The sequence below is a fragment of the Pseudomonas sp. JAI111 genome, from assembly GCF_024809425.1.
Lineage (GTDB): Bacteria > Pseudomonadota > Gammaproteobacteria > Pseudomonadales > Pseudomonadaceae > Aquipseudomonas.
Genome location: NZ_JANUCB010000005.1, coordinates 445,887 through 464,768 on the forward strand (window position 1 = coordinate 445,887; position 18,882 = coordinate 464,768).

Annotated in this window: 17 protein-coding genes; 8 read left to right on the plus strand and 9 right to left on the minus strand. The window is 61.4% G+C overall.

What is annotated here, in order from left to right; all coding sequences use genetic code 11:
* Window positions 1-124 precede the first annotated feature (124 nt).
* From HNR03_RS18790 to HNR03_RS18820, 7 genes are all read left to right on the plus strand, one after another.
* On the plus strand, window positions 125-1,321 hold the full coding sequence (locus tag HNR03_RS18790) for an amidohydrolase family protein (RefSeq protein ID WP_259155106.1): 1,197 nt from the start codon (window positions 125-127) through the stop codon (window positions 1,319-1,321).
* The gene (locus HNR03_RS18795) at window positions 1,318-2,805 is read left to right on the plus strand and encodes an amidohydrolase family protein (RefSeq protein WP_259155107.1); all 1,488 of its coding nucleotides are present in this window, start codon (window positions 1,318-1,320) and stop codon (window positions 2,803-2,805) included. The genes HNR03_RS18790 and HNR03_RS18795 overlap by 4 nt, the downstream gene beginning before the upstream one ends.
* Window positions 2,806-2,817: 12 nt before the next feature.
* Complete coding sequence (locus HNR03_RS18800) at window positions 2,818-3,480, plus strand: flavin reductase family protein (protein ID WP_259155108.1); 663 nt, start codon at window positions 2,818-2,820, stop codon at window positions 3,478-3,480.
* Between the two features lie 82 nt (window positions 3,481-3,562).
* Complete coding sequence (locus HNR03_RS18805) at window positions 3,563-4,327, plus strand: hypothetical protein (RefSeq protein WP_259155109.1); 765 nt, start codon at window positions 3,563-3,565, stop codon at window positions 4,325-4,327.
* Between the two features lie 28 nt (window positions 4,328-4,355).
* On the plus strand, window positions 4,356-4,787 hold the full coding sequence (locus HNR03_RS18810; RefSeq protein WP_259155110.1) for a hypothetical protein: 432 nt from the start codon (window positions 4,356-4,358) through the stop codon (window positions 4,785-4,787).
* Between the two features lie 109 nt (window positions 4,788-4,896).
* Entirely contained in the window at window positions 4,897-5,562 is a 666-nt protein-coding gene (locus HNR03_RS18815; protein WP_259155111.1) for a response regulator, read from the plus strand.
* On the plus strand, window positions 5,538-6,890 hold the full coding sequence (locus tag HNR03_RS18820; protein WP_259155112.1) for an ATP-binding protein: 1,353 nt from the start codon (window positions 5,538-5,540) through the stop codon (window positions 6,888-6,890). The genes HNR03_RS18815 and HNR03_RS18820 overlap by 25 nt, the downstream gene beginning before the upstream one ends.
* A gap of 96 nt (window positions 6,891-6,986) precedes the next feature.
* Here the strand turns inward: HNR03_RS18820 and HNR03_RS18825 are convergent, their stop codons facing one another.
* From HNR03_RS18825 to HNR03_RS18865, 9 genes are all read right to left on the minus strand, one after another.
* Window positions 6,987-7,646, minus strand: coding sequence for a DUF799 domain-containing protein (locus tag HNR03_RS18825; RefSeq protein WP_222586390.1), 660 nt, complete (start codon window positions 7,644-7,646; stop codon window positions 6,987-6,989).
* Window positions 7,643-8,014, minus strand: coding sequence for a DUF4810 domain-containing protein (locus HNR03_RS18830; RefSeq protein ID WP_222586389.1), 372 nt, complete (start codon window positions 8,012-8,014; stop codon window positions 7,643-7,645). Before HNR03_RS18830 ends, HNR03_RS18825 begins: the two co-directional genes overlap by 4 nt.
* Window positions 8,015-8,045: 31 nt before the next feature.
* Window positions 8,046-8,720 carry a CsgG/HfaB family protein gene (locus HNR03_RS18835; RefSeq protein WP_222590403.1) on the minus strand — a complete coding sequence of 225 codons (675 nt, stop codon included), beginning with the start codon at window positions 8,718-8,720 and terminating at the stop codon, window positions 8,046-8,048.
* A gap of 330 nt (window positions 8,721-9,050) precedes the next feature.
* Window positions 9,051-12,149, minus strand: coding sequence for an error-prone DNA polymerase (locus tag HNR03_RS18840; protein WP_259155113.1), 3,099 nt, complete (start codon window positions 12,147-12,149; stop codon window positions 9,051-9,053).
* Window positions 12,125-13,540, minus strand: coding sequence for a DNA polymerase Y family protein (locus HNR03_RS18845; protein WP_259155114.1), 1,416 nt, complete (start codon window positions 13,538-13,540; stop codon window positions 12,125-12,127). Before HNR03_RS18845 ends, HNR03_RS18840 begins: the two co-directional genes overlap by 25 nt.
* A gap of 7 nt (window positions 13,541-13,547) precedes the next feature.
* The gene (gene imuA, locus HNR03_RS18850; protein WP_090183365.1) at window positions 13,548-14,165 is read right to left on the minus strand and encodes a translesion DNA synthesis-associated protein ImuA; all 618 of its coding nucleotides are present in this window, start codon (window positions 14,163-14,165) and stop codon (window positions 13,548-13,550) included.
* Window positions 14,165-14,782 (minus strand): transcriptional repressor LexA, encoded by a 618-nt coding sequence (lexA, locus tag HNR03_RS18855; RefSeq protein ID WP_259155116.1) that lies wholly within the window; start codon window positions 14,780-14,782, stop codon window positions 14,165-14,167. Before lexA ends, imuA begins: the two co-directional genes overlap by 1 nt.
* Before the next feature lie 124 nt (window positions 14,783-14,906).
* Complete coding sequence (locus HNR03_RS18860; protein ID WP_259155117.1) at window positions 14,907-15,386, minus strand: DUF934 domain-containing protein; 480 nt, start codon at window positions 15,384-15,386, stop codon at window positions 14,907-14,909.
* A complete protein-coding gene (locus HNR03_RS18865; protein WP_259155119.1) occupies window positions 15,383-17,056 on the minus strand; it encodes a nitrite/sulfite reductase in 1,674 nt (557 codons plus the stop codon). Before HNR03_RS18865 ends, HNR03_RS18860 begins: the two co-directional genes overlap by 4 nt.
* A 393-nt stretch (window positions 17,057-17,449) precedes the next feature.
* Between HNR03_RS18865 and ccoN the strand changes: the two genes are divergently transcribed.
* Window positions 17,450-18,877: a cytochrome-c oxidase, cbb3-type subunit I gene (gene ccoN / locus HNR03_RS18870; RefSeq protein ID WP_259155120.1), complete on the plus strand. Its 1,428-nt coding sequence runs from the start codon at window positions 17,450-17,452 to the stop codon at window positions 18,875-18,877.
* Window positions 18,878-18,882 lie beyond the last annotated feature (5 nt).

Here is an 18,882-nt window from a genome sequence, read left to right on the forward strand (position 1 = left end):
AGCAGGCACACTCCCACAGGTTTTGTGTCGATCACAAAATTTGGCACCACCCCAAATCCTGTGGGAGCCGGGCTTGCCCGCGATGAGGCCGGCCCAGACACCCTAGAACTCAATGAGGTTTGCAATGACCCAATCCCGCTGGCTGCGCAACGTGCGGCCCTACGGCGCACCCGCCGAAGACCTGCTGATCGAAAACGGCCTGTTCAAACAACGCCGCCCGGCATCGACTGCGGCCCTCACCGCCACCGACATCGATGGCCAGAATCAATTGCTCACCCCGGCCCTGGTGGAAAGCCACGTCCACCTCGACAAAACCCTCTGGGGCCAACCCTGGCGCCCGAACAGCGCCGGGCCGACGCTCAAGGACTACATCGCCAACGAGCGCCGCGTCCTGCGGGAAGTCGACGCCCCCATCGCTCAACGCGCCGGCGCGCTGCTGGAAAACTGCATCGCCCGTGGCTCGCTGACGATGCGCTGCCATGTCGACATCGATCCCGAGTTCGGTCTGCGCCACGTCGAAGCCATGCAGCAACTGCGTGAAACCTATCGCGACCTGATCGATTTGCAGCTGGTGGTGTTTCCGCAAACCGGCCTGATCAGCCGTCCCGGCACCGCCGAACTGATGCGTGAAGCCATGGCGTTGGGCGTGGAAAACGTCGGTGGACTCGACCCGTGTGGCATCGATAACGATCCGATTGCGCAGCTTGATTTTGTCTTCAAGCTGGCCAGCGAATTCGAGCGTGGCGTCGACATTCACCTGCATGACAAAGGTGAGCTGGGCCTGTGGCAAATCGCGCTGATCGCCGACTACACCGAGCGTTTCGGGCGTCAGGGTCGGGTGATGATCAGTCACGCTTACTGCCTGGGGATGCTGCCGTGGAGCCAGGTCAAACCGGTGGCCGAACGCCTGGCGGCGCTGCGGATTTCGCTGATGAGCTCGGCGCCGGCCGATTGTGCGGTGCCGCCGTTCCTGGCGTTGCGCGAGACCGGCGTGAATGTCTGCCTGGGCTCGGACGGTATTCGTGATGCCTGGTCGCCGATGGGCAACGGCGACATGCTCGAACGGGCGATGTTGCTGGCGTTCCGTTTCGACTTGAACAAGGACGATGAACTGGCCGCTGCATTCGAGGCCGCGACGGTGAATGGTGCGCGAGCGCTGGGCTGTGAGGGTTATGGGCTGGAGATCGGTCGGGCGGCGGACTTTCTGCTGATGCCAGTGCAGACATTGGGCGAGGCGGTGGTTTCACGCCCTGTGCGGCAGGTCTTTCGCCGCGGTGAGTTGATTGCCTCTGGCGGTCGTTTGCTGGACAGCCGTCTGTGAAACGCATAGGCCTTAAAAGCAGCTGCGTGGTCGGTTTCGACGGCGTGCAACATGTGCTGTGGCGCGACGGCGAAGTGGTGTTCGAAGGGTCGCGCATCGTGTTTGTCGGGCGTGATTATGCAGGGCTGGTGGATCAGTGGATCGACTATGGCAACGCGTTGATCGGCCCCGGCTTCATCGATCTGGATGCACTGGGGGATCTAGATTCCACGGTGCTGACGCTCGACAACGGCGATGAGCGCGACATGGGCCGCATGTGGTCCGAGGATTCTCTGGCGGCCGGTCCACGGGAGAGTTACACCGAGGCTGAAGAAGTTTTCAAATACCGCTACGCCTTCACTCAGTTGATCCGCAACGGCATCACCACGGCCATGCCGATCACCTCGATGTATTACCGCGAGTGGGCCGAGACTTACGCCGAGTTTGCGGCAGTGGCGGGTGTGGCCGCCGAGTTGGGGCTGCGGACGTATCTTGGGCCCTGCTACATGAGCGGCATGAGTTATTGGCGGGCCGATGGCACCTTGGGGCATCACTGGGATGAAGCGCGAGGATTGGCCGGACTGGAGGCTGCTTGCGGTTTTTTCAAGGATTTCGATGGCGCCCACGGCGACTTGATTCGCGGCGCGCTGTTGCCCGACCGGATTCAAACCTGCACCCCGGCGCTGCTGCAACGCACCGCCGCCCTGAGCCGCGAACTGAACGCGCCGATGCGTTTGCATTGCTGCCAGGGGCTGGGCGAAGTGGCGATGGTCGAGCAACTGCGCGGCGCCTCACCACTGGGCTGGTTGCAGCAACTGGACCTGCTGACGCCGCGCAGCCTGCTGCCCCATGGCATCTACACCGCCGGCGATGAAGACTTGCAGCGGGTGGTGGATGGCGGCGCCAGCCTGGTGCATTGCCCGGTGGTGTTTGCTCGCGATGGCGAGGCGCTGAATTCGTTTGGCCGCTATCGGGCCAAAGGCATCAACTTCGCCCTGGGCACCGACACCTGGCCGGCGGATCTACTGGAAAACATGCGCCAGGGTTTGAGCATCGCTCGGCTGATGGAGGGCGGCACCTCGTTGACCAGCACCCTGGACCTGTACAACGCCGCCACCCTCGGCGGCGCCAAGGCGTTGGGCCGCGACGATCTGGGTCGTCTGGCGCCAGGAGCCAAGGCCGATATCACCGTGTTCAATCTTCGCGGCCTGCACCTGGGGCCGCTGTTCGATCCGCTGAAAAACCTGGTACTGGCCGGGCGCGGCGATGACTGCATCGCCAGCTACATCGACGGCCGTTGCGTGATGCAGGACGGTCAGGTCCAGGGCGTCGACTACCCCGCCCTGCAACGCCAGGCCCAACGACAATTCGAAAAACTGATGCGCAGCCACAGCGACCGGGCCTTTGGCCAACCGGACTGGAAAACCCTGTTCAAACCGGCCATCCCGTTCGCCGACGACTACAGCGCACACGCGCCGCTGAGCGCAATCGATCCCCTTCTTTAGAGACGTCTGCCTATGCAAAGCTTCGACTTCAGCACACTGAGTGCGCGAGACAAATACAAGATCCTGATCGGCAGCGTGGTGCCACGCCCCATCGCGCTGGTCACCACGATCGATGGCGAAGGCCGGATCAATGCCGCGCCGTTCAGCTTTTTCAATGCGTTGTCCGCCGACCCGCCGATCCTCGCGCTGGGCGTGGAAAACTACGGAGATCACAGCCCCAAGGACACCACGCGCAACATCCAGCTCAACCAGGAATTCACCGTCAACATCGTCAGTGACGCGCTGGTCGAGGCGATGAATGTCTGCGCCGTGCCCTTCGCGCCCGGTTTCGATGAGTTAACAGCAGCCGGGCTGACGGCGATTCCCGGCACCACGGTCAAATGCCCGCGTATCGGTGAAGCGCCGGTGGCCCTGGAATGCCGACGCATGATGGCGCTGTCCATCGGCCAGTCGCGGGAAATCATCTTCGGGGAAGTGTTGATGGCCCATGTGCGCGACGAATTGATCGATCCGAAAACCTTGTATATCGATCAACTTGGGCTGGATGCGATCGGGCGCATGGGTGGCCATGGTTATGCGCGAACCCGCGATTATTTTGATCTGCCGACGCGTTCGTTGCAGGCGTGGACGGAGGCGCCGGGCGGTGGGGAGCGGTTTTGGCCGGCCAGCAAATAGAGCTCCTCAGTCTCAGCTAAGTCTGGCGACGTATCTTCTCCCCTACGCAAGTTCAGCGCAGATCAGGAGAGGCGACCCGCCCATGACTTTCGATAAAGCCGGATGGCTCAACAAAGTGCCCGAGGTGACGCTGTCATTCTGGGTGATCAAGATTCTTTCGACGACGGTAGGTGAAACCGGCGCGGACTTTCTGGCCGTGGATGCCGGTTTTGGCGCAGGCTTGACGAGCATCGGCATGGCCGTGCTGCTGGCGCTCGCGTTGTTCTTTCAACTGCGTACCAAGGCCTATACACCCTGGATCTACTGGTTGACCGTGGTGCTGGTCAGCATCGTCGGGACACAGATCACCGACATCATGACCGACATGCTCGACATCAGCCTGTACACCAGCACCGCGGTCTTTGCGGTTCTGCTGGCGGTCAACTTTCTGGTCTGGTATCGGGTCGAGCACAACCTGTCGATCCGCGAAATCGTCACCCCGCGACGGGAGCTTTTCTACTGGGCCACGGTGCTGTGTACCTTTGCCCTCGGGACCGCAGCGGGCGACCTGGCCACCGAAGCACTGGGCCTGGGCTTCACCCTTGGCGTGATGATTTTCGGCGCACTTATCGCGGCGACGCTGGTGGCCTGGCGCCTGGGCGGCAATGTGGTGCTGACTTTTTGGCTGGCCTACATCCTGACCCGTCCATTTGGTGCTTCTCTCGGCGATTTACTGACCCAGGCTAAAACCTATGGTGGCCTGGGCATGGGAGCGACCTGGACGAGTGCCATCTTCCTGTGCGTCATTTTTCTTTTGGTCGCGGTTGCGCAATTCAACGTGGTCAACCGCAGAACCGTCACTCAGTAACCTTTCAAACCCCCTTTAAGGATTTGTCATGCGCCCATTTCAAAATGCCCTTCGTCACGTCGCCATCGTTTCATCGATCGTGTTACTCGGCGTCACCGCTGGTTGCTCGAAACATGCCGACAAGCCCGTTGCGGCCACACCGGCCACTTCGGTAAGCGCCTCTGCCCAGACCGGTTCAAAGCTGGGTGATTTGTCTGAGTTCCGAGCCATCGCTGCGGATGTTGCTGCGCTTGTCGACAAAAACGACCTGCCCGGCGCGAAAACCCGCATCAAGGATCTGGAAACGTCTTGGGACTCCGCCGAAGCCGGCATCAAACCCCGTGCCGCCAGTGACTGGCATGTGGTGGACAAAGCCATCGACCGGTCACTTGACGCCCTGCGCGCCAACACGCCGAAGCAGAGCGATTGCAAGGCATCGATGGATGATCTGTTGAAAGCCTTCGATTCGATGAAAGGCTAATAATCACCGACAACCCGCCGGGTTAATCCGGTGGCGGACAAACATCCGCTCAGGTGCTTCAATACAGGCGCGACGGTCATGACCGTCGCGCTTTTTTTCGGAGCCATTTATGCGAATCCTGCTGGTCGAAGATGACTCTATGATTGGTGATGCCATTCAGGGCGCGCTGAACGATGCGAGCTACGCCACCGATTGGGTCAAAAACGGACTCATCGCCCTGGCGGCCCTGGAAACCCACGTCTATGACTTGGTGTTGCTGGATCTCGGATTGCCCGGCAAAGACGGCCTCGATGTGCTCGATGGCATACGCGGGCGCAACAATCCGGTGCCGCTCCTGATCATTACCGCCAGGGACAGTCTCGATGATCGCCTGCGCGGGCTCGACGGCGGTGCTGACGATTACTTGCTCAAACCCTTCGCCATGGCGGAGTTGCTGGCCCGTATCCGCGCGGTCTTGCGCCGTAAAGGCGGCAGCGCCCAATCACGGCTCGATAACGGCGAGGTGTCGCTGGATCTTCTCTCCAAAAAAGCCAGCACCGCCGATATTCCCGACGTTCAGCTTTCCAACCGTGAGTTCGCTTTGCTACAGGCCCTGTTGATCCGGCCGGGCACCATTCTCTCGCGCAGCGAACTTGAAGAGCGGATCTACGGCTGGGGCAATGAGGTGGAAAGCAACGCCGTGGAGTTTCTGATTCATGCGCTGCGGCGAAAACTGGGAAACCACATCATCAAGAATGTCAGGGGTATGGGATGGATGGTTTCAAAGAACGCTTGAATGACTCGGTGCAGGTACGTTTGTCTGTAACGCTGTCGCTGGCCATCCTGATCGTCGCGGTACTGGCTGGTTTTTTCGCTTTTTTTTCGGCGATCAACGAGACACACGAGATGCAGGACGAGACCCTGCGTCAAGTAGCCATTCTGTTTGATCGGCAAAAGATGACCTTGCACTACCCTGTGGTGGAGCAGGTAGCCGGTGACGACGAAGAGTCGCGGGTGATCGTCCAATACCTGACCGACAGCACCAAAGCGAGCGGCAGTGATGACGCCACAACGCCGCTGCCCTTCCCGACCGGCCTGGCCGATGGCTTCTCGACGTTGAGCGTTGCCGGCGAAAATTTCCGCGTGCTGGTGAGAACAATAGCCAGTGGCGAACGCATCGTTGTCGCTCAAGAAGCAGACGTACGCGAAAAAGAGGCGCGAAAGAGCGCTTGGCGGAGTCTTTTGCCGTTTCTCATTCTGTTTCCGGTGCTGTTGCTGGTGGTGAGCGATCTGGTGCGCAAACTCTTCCGCCCCATAGCGACCCTTTCGGAGGAAATCGATCAGCGCGACGAGCAGGCGCTGCACCCTATCGACGAGAACCACCTGCCAACCGAGATCCGGCCTTTCGTGGTGGCCATCAATCGATTGTTGACGCGTGTCGCGCAATCCATGGAAACCCAGCGCCGCTTCATTGCCGACGCAGCCCACGAACTGCGTTCGCCGATGACCGCCCTCTCGCTACAAGCCGAGCGACTGTCGGCCATAGAAATGTCGGCAGCGGCTCATCAACGCTTGTTGCCATTGACCCAGGGCATTGAACGCAGCAGAAAACTGATCGATCAATTGCTGGCCCTGGCGACCGCACAATCGAGCGCCGAGCGATTACAGGCATCGGTTTCAGTGCATGACATCTATCGACGGGTACTGGAAGACTTGCTGCCGTTGGCGGAAAGCCGACACATCGATATCGGTGTCGAAAGCTTCGAAGACGTACAGGTCGTGGGCAACGAAATGGACCTCCTGATCCTGGTCAGGAATCTGGTGGACAACGCGATCCGTTATACCCCGGTGGGTGGGCGAGTTGACCTGGCGGTCGAAATGGCGGGTGAATCCGTGATCCTTGAAGTCAAGGACTCGGGCCCCGGGATCAGCGCAGAAGAGCAATTGCTGGTGTTCGATCCGTTTTACCGCAGTCTGGGCACCGATGAATCAGGTTCCGGGCTGGGGCTGGCGATCGTCAAAGCCATCGCTGACCGCATGGGAGCACGCCTGCGATTGAGTTTTTCGGATGAAAAAAACGAGAGCGGATTGTGTGTTTCGGTCTGGTTGAAAAGAGCCAGGTAATTCGCTGAAGGTGGCTTGGTCCGCCCCTTGTCGAGCGCGGACAGGCCAACGCCAGCAAGCTCCCTTGCCACGGGAGCTTGCTTGGAGCGACAGGTATCAGTCAGTACCGTATTTCGGCGAACGCGGACCGTACAGCAACCCTGCCGGTTGACCTGCGGACAACAGCCGCGCACTGGTCACACCGGCAATCGGGTAACCGGCATCGGTGGAACTGTTGATCACCTGCTTGACCGCCGCAGTAATCAGCGCGCCGATCAAGCCACCGCCGCTGTTGTTATTGCCCTCTTCGCTCGACGCCCGGGCCGAGCCGGTCCACAGGGTGGTGCCGGTCTTGAGGTCAACCAGTTTCGCGGTGGCGGTCACCACGGTTTCGCTGCGGATGATCAAGTAGCGCGTACCGTAATCCGTCACGGTGATGTAGAGCGCTGCATCGGCACCGAAAATTTCCTGCAGTTTGTTGGCCGGTGCCTGATGGATGTCTGCCGGCGTGGTCAGACCGTTCTGGCGAAATGTCTCATCGACCAGCGTGATCGGCAGCACGTAATAACCGGCTTCCGCCAATGGGAACGTGACTTGCGACAGCATGCTGTAGGACGCCTTGACGTCCGGTGAGTTGTTCAGCGGTGGCAGCACCAGAATGGTTTTCGGACGAGCCTGCTTGTACGCCGCATAGTCCACGGTCTTGGGGCTGACACAACCGCCAAGCAGTGCCAGCGCCAGCAGCCCGGCCATCAGTTTCATTGAGCGCGCGATCATTGAGTCACCCCGGCCTTGGCGTTTTTAAGCAGAAAGTCCATGTACGGCGTCGACTCAGGGAACAGCGTTTTCTCGGTCCTGAATTGCTGCACCATCTGATCGTCCTTGCCCATGCTCAGGTACAACAGGCCCAAGTGAGCGTGGTAGCCAGGGGGTGGGGTCTTGCCGGTGGAGCGGATTTTCTGCAGATCGCGCTCCAGTGCTTCGGCCTGCGCTTCCTTGGGTTGTTCACCCTTGAAGTACTCATAGACCTCAGGCTGGTAGCTTTCCCACTGGTAAAGGGTTTTCGGGGTGCTGCAACCGGCCAACAGACCGCTGGCCAGTAATGTCGACGCCATCAGCGCCCATTTCGCATACATCTTGAACATGCGTGTACCGCTCCTTGTCATCAAACCTTGATCAGTTGCCCGGTTTCCATGCACCGGCGTTCATGCCATCCACCAGACGATTGATCGCCTCGCGCATGGCCAGGTCGAGCACTTTGCCGTTGAGGGTCGAATCGTAGGCAGCGGTGCCGCCAAAGCCGATGATTTCCCGGTTGGACAAGGCGTATTCACCCGCGCCCTGGGTCGAATACACCACTTCGGACGTGCTGATATTGACGATGTTCAGGTTGACCTTGGCGTAGGCCACCTGGGTCTTGCCGCGTCCCAGAATGCCGAACAACTGGTGATCGCCGGTTTCTTTGCGGCCGAACTCGGTGACGTCGCCGGTCACCACAAAATCAGCGCCCTTGAGTCGCTGGGACTGGCCCTTGATCGCGGCCTCCTGCTGGATCTCGCCCATGTTGTCGCGGTCCAGCACGCTGAAGCGATTGGTCTGCTGCAGGTGGGTGATCAGGATGGTCTTGGCCTGACCGCCGAGGCGATCGACGCCATCGGAGAAGATCCCGCGCATGTAGCTCGAACGGTTATCGAACTTGCCGACAGCCATCGGCACACGAACACCGGCATACGCAACGCTGGCGCTTTCGACTTTGGCAATCGGCAAGGCTTGCGAGCTTTCGGTCGCGCAGCCGGCAATGCTACCCAAGAGGGCAATCGCTGCCGTCGATACCAACATTCGAGAGATCATTCTCACTGCACATTCCTTTTGAAAAAAACGGTTTATCCCGGCGCGACAATAGCCAGCCACTGCGGGTTGCAGCGGCGAAAAAGCGAGGGGGGAATCAAATCGATGATCGACGTGCGGGACGTCGGCGGCCGGCATTATGCCAAAGTGCCATCATTGAGAACAATGTTTAATTTTTATTGGCGCCAATGTATTGGCCGCACCGTGATGATCGTTCCCATGCTCCGCGTGGGAATGCCTCCCGTGACGCTCTGCGTCACAGCGGGGGGACGCGGAGCGTCCATGGCTGCATTCCCACGCAGAGCGTGGGAACGATCATCGTCAGTGTGGCGATCAGCGGAAATCGCGGCTGCGCACGCTGATGCCGTCGAGCAAAGGAGTCAGGTCGCTCAAGCGCCCGGCGATCAGGTGGCGCACCTCGCCTTCTTTTTCCCAGCGGCCATCGACCTTGAGCAGTTGCGAGCCGACCAGCACCTTGCGCTGCCGCTCTGCCAGGTCACGCCAGACAATCACGTTGACGTTGCCGAATTCATCTTCAAGGGTGACGAACGTCACGCCGCTGGCGGTGCCCGGCCGTTGTCGCCCGGTGACCAGGCCGGCGACGCTGACCGGACGCCCGTGCTCGACCTCCATCAGTTCTTTCGAACTGCGGCAACGCCGGGCTTTCAATTCACCGCGTAGCAAGGCCAGCGGATGCGGGCCGAGGGTGGTGCCGACGCTGTTGTAGTCGGCCAACAGGTCCTCGCCCACGGTGGGTTTGGGCAGCGACACCGCGTCCTCTTCCTGACTCGGCAGACCGGCGAACAAGCCCAGTTGCTTGTGCACCCCCGCCACTTCCCAGCGCGCTCGATGGCGGTCACCGGCCAGGCCGCGCAGCGCACCGGCATCGGCCAGTTGCTCCTGGGCGCGAGCATCGAGCTGCGCCCGTTCGCCCAGGTCGGCGATGTCGACAAATACCCCCTTCGCCCTCGCCGCTTCGATGCGTCGGGCATCGTCCTCGCGAAAGCCCTTGATCATCCGCAGCCCCATGCGAATCGCCGGTTGCGCGCCGCTGATCGGCTCCAGGCTGCAATCCCAGTCACTGGCGCGCACATCCACCGGGCGGATCTGCAAATGATGCCGGCGCGCGTCCTGCAGGATCTGGTCCGGGCTGTAGAACCCCATCGGCCAGCTGTTGATCAGCGCACAAGCGAAAGCCGCCGGTTCGTGGCATTTCAGCCAGCAACTGGCGTAGGTCAGCAACGCGAAACTGGCGGCGTGGGACTCAGGAAATCCGTAGCTGCCAAAACCTTTGATCTGTTCGAAGATCTGCGCGGCAAACTCGGCCGTGTAGCCGTTTTTCTTCATGCCGGCGGCCAGTCGGTCCTTGTGCGGCTCCAATCCACCGTGACGCTTCCAGGCCGCCATGGAGCGGCGTAACTGATCGGCCTCGCCGGGGCTGTAGTCGGCGGCGACAATCGCAATCTGCATCACTTGTTCCTGGAACAGCGGCACGCCCAGGGTACGCTTGAGCACGACTTCCAGGGCCGGGGACGGGTAGACCTCGGGTTCTTGCTTGTTTCGCCGGCGCAGGTACGGATGCACCATTCCGCCCTGAATCGGCCCCGGACGGACGATGGCGACCTCGATCACCAGATCGTAAAACGTGCGCGGCTTGAGTCTGGGCAGCATCGACATCTGCGCCCGGGATTCGATCTGGAACACGCCGATGGTGTCGGCACGGCCGATCATGTCGTAGGTATCCGGGTCTTCGGACGGAATCGTCGCCAGGCTCAGGTCGAGATGGCGATGACGGCGCAGCAGATCAAAGCACCGACGAATCGCGCTGAGCATGCCCAGTGCCAGAATATCCACCTTGAGCAGTCCCACCGCATCCAGGTCGTCCTTGTCCCACTGAATGATGGTGCGTTCGGCCATGGCGGCGTTTTCCACCGGCACCAGGCTGTCCAGCGGCTGCTCGGAAATCACGAAGCCACCGGGGTGCTGGGACAGGTGCCGGGGAAAACCGATCAGTTGCCCCGTCAGGCTCAGCACCCGACGAAGCACCGGGCTCTCGGGGTCGAAACCGCCCTCGATCAGGCGCTCCACCGGCGGCGTTGCATCACTCCAGTGACCGCAGCAATCGGCCAGCGCATTGATCTGGTCCGGCGGCAACCCCAGGGCCTTGGCCACGTCACGCACCGCGCCGGCCGCGTGATACGTGCTGACCACCGCCGTCAGCGCCGCGCGGGTTCGGCCATAGCGCTGGAACACGTACTGCAAGACTTCCTCGCGGCGTTCATGTTCGAAATCGACGTCGATGTCCGGCGGCTCGTTGCGCTCTTTGGAAAGAAAACGTTCGAACAGCAGCGTGGTGCGATCCGGATCGATTTCCGTGATGCCCAAGGCAAAACACACCGCCGAGTTGGCCGCCGAACCGCGGCCCTGACACAGGATGTGTTGCTCACGGGCAAATCGCACAATGTCATGCACGGTCAGGAAGTAGCTTTCGTAGCCCAGCTCGGCGATCAGTTGCAGTTCTTTGTCGATCTGCACCAGCACCTTGGCTTGCGGGCCTTTTGGCCAGCGCCACGCAATCCCTTCTTCGGTCAGATGACGCAGCCAGGACGTCGCCGTCTGGCCTTGGGGCACCAGTTCGCGGGGATATTGATAACGCAACTGGCCGAGGTCGAACGTGCAGCGTCGGGCGATGGTCAAGGTTTCAGCGAGCAGCGTTGGCGGATAGATCGATTGCAACGCCTCAAGGCTGCGCACATGCCGCTCGCCATTGGGATGAAGACGCAACCCGGCCTCGGCCACCGGCACGTGATGACGAATCGCGGTCATGGTGTCCTGCAAGGCGCGTCGACCACGGGTATGCATGTGCACATCGCCGCTGGCCACTGCCGGAATGCGCAGTTCCCTGGCCAGGGTCAGCAAGGCGTCCAGTCGCCCGCGGTCGTCCTGGCCGCAATGCAACTGCACCGCCAGCCACAAGCGCTCGGCGAAGGCCTGTTTCAACCAGTGGCCGCTTGCAAAATCATCGACAGCGTCCGGCACCCACAACGCCAGCAGTCCTGGCATGGGTTCGTTGAAGTCTTCGCGCAAGACCTGATACTGGCCTTTTTGCGTGCGCCGTCGCGCTCGGGTAATCAGCCGGCAGAGGGTCTGGTAACCCTCGAGGTTCTCCACCAGCAGTACCAGCTTCGGACCGTCCTCGATGCGTATTTCGCTGCCGATGATCAGTGGCAGCTCCACCGACTTTGCGGCTTGCCAGGCGCGGACGATGCCGGCCAGGGTGCATTCATCGGTAATCGCCAGCGCCTGATAGTCGTGCTTTTTTGCCCGTTGAAACAGTTCCAGGGCACTGGAAGCACCGCGCTGGAAACTGAAGTTCGACAGGCAGTGCAACTCGGCATATCCGATGCTCATGCGAACCAGCCTTGCAGCCACAACGGACCGCCCTCACCCACCGCACGATAGGCCCAGCCCTGCTGGCCGGAACGGGTTTCGACCAAATAGTAGTCGCGACGCACATCATCGCCGTCCCACCAACCGGATTCGATGCGCTCCGGCCCCATGAGAATGCGCGCCGACCCTTCGTGGATCGCCAGTGGCTGCGTCAGCAACCAGCCCGGACGCTGCACGCCCGACAACCCCGCACAGAGCTGATTGTCGACCCGCGCCTGCCACGCGCACTCGGGCCGGTGGTCGGCCTGGAAGCGCAAGCCATGCACCGCGTCATCCCCGAGCCGCGCGCGCAAGCGTTCGCGCAGTTGCTCCCAGGGCAAGGACTGCTGCGGGCGGTCGTCGAACAGTTCCTGACGCTGCGGAACAAAGCTTGGCAGGTCTTCGGCGCGCAGCCGAAAACCGCGTACCGGGGCTTCGACTTGAACCTGCTCCAGTCGCCCCCGGGCCAGTTCGAAGAGCATCGCCGGGTCACGCTCGGCGCTGAGCAGGCCGACCTTGATCACCGTGTCCGGCAAGCCTGCGTGTTCAAGGTGCAGGTCGAACCGCTGCACGCCGCTGTCCCGGCCGCACAGAAACGCCGACAGATCGCCGGTCAACCGGCGTAATGGAAACAGCAGCGCCTGATGCGATTGCACGTCAAAGTTGAGTTCGATGCGCACATCGAAGCGATCAGGCGGCAGGTAGAACGCCAGCGCCAGCTGACGTTCACCGGACAAGGCGTCGAGGTGCTTGAGCACCTGAGCCTCGAAACGCCGCGCCAGACTATTACGCGGCAACGCCTGCACCTGGCCCAGGGTGCGCAGCCCCATGCGCGACAACGCCGTGGCCACTGCCGGTTCCAGAGCGATCCGGTCGACCGGCAATTGCCCGAGATGGTGTTGCAAGGCCTCGTTGTCCGGCACCACCAGACCGTCATAAACGTTGGCCAATACCCGCGCAGCCACCGGGTTGGGCGCGGCGACGATCCGATGACGAAAGCCCAGCTCACCGAGTTCGGTCCGCAACCGTGCCTCGAACTGCGGCCAGGGCCCGAACAGTCCCAGGCTGGATTCGATTTCAAACACCACGGCACGCGGGTAATGGACGCTGACCTGTGAGCTGAAACGATAGGCCCACGCCGCCAGAAACTGTTGCCAGTGCTCGATCTCGGCGACGTCGTATTCAGCCGTGGCAAAGGCTTTGCTCAAGGCTTGCGCGGCGGTCATCGATTGCCCGGCACGCAAGCCCAGCGCCCGCGCCGAAGCGTTCACCGCTTGCAACACGCGACGCTGGGCCGGGCCGGTCAGCAGGGCCAATGGTTCATCAGGATCGGGACGCTGACGCAGCACCGCGTCCAGCGCCAATTGCGGAAAAAGAATGCACACCCAGCGCATGGCAACCTCAATGCCCCACGGGGAAGGCAATCGGTGCCGAACGCGCCAATCCGCCCCGGCACTTGAGCACGCGCAATTGCGCGGGCCTGGCATCGATGGCGATGCGCAGCGCGGCCGGTGACGGGTTGATCGCTTCATGGATCGAGCGGTAGGCGAATGCCAGGGTCGAACCGGTTTCCGCCGCCACCTGCAAACGGCGCAACGCCCGGTCATCGGCCTTGTGCGGCCAGCACAGCACCGCGCCGCAACTGCCTGAACGCAGGCATTGTTCAGCCGCCCACAGGGCATCGCGCTCGCTGGCCTGAATGATCGACAACTGGCGCAGATCGACCCCGGCGTTCTGCCAGGCCTGCGGATACGGTACGTAAGGCGGCGCCACCAGCACGATGCGTTCCCCTGCCGCCGACAGCCGCGCCAGCGCTGGCCACACCAGTTGCAGCTCGCCAACGCCCTGCCCGGCCAGGAGGATTTCAGTCAACGCCGCTTCCGGCCATCCGCCGGTGGGCAACGCCGCGTCCAGCGCGGCATGCCCGGTGGGTTGCGGGCTGACCGCCGGTGGCGCAGGCCGGCCCTTCCAGACCTGGCCGCCATTGAACAGCGTATCCAACGCAACGACGGCGCCCATCACCCTTGCCTCACCAGACCGCAGAACACCCCTTCGATAGCCAGGTCCTGATCAGCCTCGACGATGATCGGCTTGTAGGCCGGGTTGCGTGGCAGCAACCGGACCTCGTCGCCGCTGCGCTCGAAACGCTTGATGGTGACTTCGCCGTCGAGCCGCGCCACGACGATCTGGCCGTTAAGCGCCTCGGGATTGCGGTGCACGCCCACCAGGTCGCCGTCGAGAATGCCGTCCTCGATCATCGAGTCGCCCTGCACCCGCAACATGTAATCGGGCACCCGCGAGAAGATCGACGGGTCCAGCAGCAAGCGGCTGTGGACCTCTGCATCGGCACCAATCGGTGCACCCGCCGCCACCCGACCGAGAACCGGGACGTCCAGCAGCTCGGGCCGCGCGGGCTGCCCGAGCAAACGGATACCCCGGGCCTGATGCGCATTGACCTCGATAAAACCGGCCTCGGTCAGCGCCAGCACATGCTTGCGGGCCACGCTGCGGGAGGCAAAACCGAACGCCTCGCTGATTTCAGCGAGGCTGGGGGACTGACCGTGCTCCGCGATTCGATCACGGATAAAAGTCAGGATGGCGGTACGGCGGGGAGTTAAAGTCGTCATGGAGTACATTTGTACTCTTTCGGCTTTTTCCTGACAAGGACTTGTCTGCAGGAACTGACGAACGAGGCCCGAATGAGATCGACACAAGCGAGCCTGCTCGCGATAAGGCCGCCCAAGCCAAAGAGCCTGGAGCTTATCGCCGCCGAAACAAAGGCCTGGGCTCAATCACCGAGCGTCCATACAACACGCTCATCCCTGCCAACCCCTTCAGCGCGTCCTCAGCGGATTTGTCCTCGCGCACGGCAAAACTGTCGAAACCGCATTGGCGCATATGGCTGAGTTGATCGCGCAATACATCGCCCACCGCGCGCAATTCACCGGCCCAGCCCAGGCGTGTGCGCAGCAAGTACGCCTGGCTGTAGCCGCGACCGTCACGAAAACTCGGGAAATCCAGGGCGATCAAGGACAGTTGCTCAAACCATGGCTTGAGGCTTTCCACCTCATCGTCCGGCCCGAGCCATACCGCGTGTTGCCCGGGATTTTGCAGCCAGCGGGTCAGCGGTAGAATCAATGGACGGGCGGGCAGCTCACCTTCCAGTTCCCGAACCAGCACCCACGGATCATCAGCGACAATCCGCGCCACGCCGTCCTCCAGTCGCAGCAGATTGTTCATGCCGGCACCTCCAGCAGCTTGGGATAAACCTGCTCCTTGAATGGCTCAAGACCGATGCGCTGCAGGGTGTCGACGAACAGTTCTTCGCTCTCGCGGTAACTGACAAATGTAGCGATGAGGCGCTCGATGACTTCGGGCACTTCGCCAGCGCTGAAGGACGGACCGATGACCTTGCCCAGCGCACTGTTCTTGCCCTGGCTGCCACCGAGGGTGATCTGGTACCACTCGCTGCCGTTTTTATCGACGCCCAGGATGCCGATGTTGCCGATGTGGTGGTGGCCGCAGGCGTTCATGCAGCCGGAGATGTTCAGGCTGATATCCCCCAGGTCATGGAGGTAATCGAGATCGTCGAAGCGTGCCTGGATGGCTTGGGCAATCGGGATCGATTTGGCGTTGGCCAGTGCGCAGAAGTCGCCGCCGGGGCACGCGATGATGTCGGTCAGCAGACCGATGTTGGCGCAGCCCAGCCCCTGTTCGCAGGCCAGGCACCAGAGTGTGTAGAGATCGGCCTTGGGCACATCCGGCAGCACGATATTCTGCTCGTGGGCGATGCGAATTTCGCCGAAACCGAACTGCTCCGACCATTCGGCAACGGCTTGCATCTGCTCGGTCGTGACGTCTCCCGGCGGCGAGGCAATGCCCGGTTTGGTCGACAGCACCACGCTGGTGTAACCCGCGACCTTGTGCGGCTGGACATTGCGAGACACCCAGCGGGCGAACGCCGGGTTGTCGGCCAGGCGGGTGCCGAATTCCAGGTCGGTATCAGACAGCGAACGGTAGTCGGGCGCCACGAAGGCACTGGCGACACGCTCATATTCGGCGTCGGTCAACTGCGCCGGACCGTCCTTGAGGTACTGCCACTCCTCTTCCACTTCCTTGGCGAACGCTTCGATGCCCAGGGCCTTGACCAGAATCTTGATCCGCGCCTTGTACTTGTTGTCGCGCCGACCGTGGCGGTTATAAACCCGCAGCACCGCCTCGACATAGGACAGCAGATGCTGCCACGGCAAACCCTCGCGAATCTGCAAACCAAGGATCGGCGTGCGCCCCAATCCGCCGCCCACGATGACACGCAGCAACATTTGCCCGCTTTCATCGCGATAAAGATACAGGCCGATGTCATGCATCATGATCGCCGCGCGGTCCTGCTCCGCCGAGCAGATGGCGATCTTGAACTTGCGCGGCAGGAACAGGAACTCGGGGTTGATGGTCGACCACTGGCGCAGGATTTCCGCCAGCGGACGCGGGTCCATCAGCTCGTCCGCCGCCACCCCGGCAAAGGCTTCGGTGGTGATGTTGCGCACGCAATTGCCAGAGGTCTGGATCGCGTGCATCTCGACCTGCGCCAGGCGCTCGAGAATGTCCGGCACCTGAGCCAGTTCGATCCAGTTGAACTGCATGTTCTGCCGGGTGGTGAAGTGGCCATAACCCCGATCGTAGTCGCGGGCGATGCTCGCCAGCGTGCGCATCTGCCCGGCATTGAGCGTGCCGTAGGGAATCGCCACGCGCAGCATGTAGGCGTGTTTCTGCATGTACAGGCCGTTCTGCAAACGCAATGGCAGGAATTCTTCTTCGCTCAACTCGCCGGCCATGAAACGTTCGACTTGATCGCGAAACTGCGCAACCCGCTCGAAGACCAGGGCCCGGTCATAGTCGTCGTACTGATACATGTGGCTACCTCATCAGGGTTGATCGGGCTCTGCAGCCGATACTGGTCAACACACAAGTCCCTGTGGGAGTGAGCCTGCTCGCGATGGCGGAAGGTCAGCCAACCAAGATGTTGAATGCCAGAGCGCTATCGCGAGCAGGCTCACTCCTACAGGTTTTGTGTTGTGGCCCGTTTGTAAGGGGGACTATGAACCCACGGCGCAGCGCATTACAGATTCACCTGAACACGAAAAAACCGTATCAGGCTGCGTCAGATGACCACAGGCATGGCTTGTATCTGATCCGCACAAACTCGGTTTTTCTGAGCCTGTTTTGTTTCCGGCAGGGTTTCTACAGTTGACGGCATGCCAGTCCGGGTGGGCTGGCAAGACTTTGCAACCGTGGAAGCATTGACCATGAGCACAGCAACACTCACACAGGCCTACAACTACAAGGTCGTGCGCCAATTCGTCGTGGCAACCATCGTCTGGGGTGTCGTGGGGATGGCGATGGGCGTGTGGATCGCCTCGCAACTGGTGTGGCCCGAGATGAACCTCGACCTGCCGTGGACCACCTTCGGCCGCCTGCGTCCGCTGCACACCAGCCTGGTGATTTTCGGCTTTGCCGGCAGCGCGCAATTCGCCGCCAGTTACTACGCGGTACAGCGCACCTGTCAGGTGCGGCTGTACAGCGACACACTGACCGCGTTCACGTTCTGGGGCTGGCAATCAGTGATCGTGGTGATGCTGATCACCCTGCCGCTGGGCTACACCACCACCAAGGAATACGCCGAGATCGAGTTCTCCGGCGCGGTGTGGATGACCGTGGTCTGGGTCGCGTACGCCATCGTCTTCTTCACCACCGTGGTGCGACGCAAGACCAAACATATCTACGTCGGCAACTGGTTCTTCGGTGCCTTCATCGTGGTGATCGCCATGCTGCACGTGGTCAATCACCTGTCGATTCCAGTGGACTGGTTCAAGTCCTACCCGGTGTATTCCGGGGCCACCGACGCCATGGTGCAGTGGTGGTACGGGCACAACGCCGTGGGCTTTTTCCTGACCACCGGGTTCCTGGGGATGATGTATTACTTCGTGCCCAAACAGGTCGGGCGACCGGTGTATTCCTATCGGTTGTCGATCGTGCATTTCTGGGCGCTGATCACTTTGTACATCTGGGCCGGTCCGCACCATTTGCACTACACCGCGTTGCCGGACTGGGCACAGTCGCTGGGCATGGCAATGTCGCTGATCCTGCTGGCACCGAGCTGGGGCGGCATGATCAACGGCATGATGACGCTCTCGGGCGCCTGGCATAAGTTGCGCACCGACCCGATCCTGCGCTTTCTGGTGCTATCCCTTGCCTTCTACGGCATGTCGACCTTCGAAGGACCGATGATGGCGATCAAGACCGTCAATGCCCTCTCCCACTACACCGACTGGACCATCGGCCACGTCCACGCCGGCGCCCTCGGCTGGGTGGCGATGATCACCTTCGGCGCCGTTTACCACATGGTGCCGAAAGTCTTCGGACGAGAGCAGATGTTCAGCACGCCGCTGATCAACGCGCACTTCTGGCTGGCGACCATCGGCACCGTGCTGTACATCGCGTCGATGTGGGTCAACGGCATTACCCAAGGCTTGATGTGGCGGGCAATCAACGACGACGGCACGCTGACCTATTCATTCGTCGAAGCGTTGCAGGCCAGCCATCCGGGGTACGTGGTGCGTTTTGTCGGCGGCCTGTTCTTCCTCAGCGGGATGTTGCTGATGGCTTACAACGTGTGGCGCACGGTGCGGGTGTCGGACGTGGCCTTGGCGGAACGTGACGCGCAGATTGCGTGAGGTGT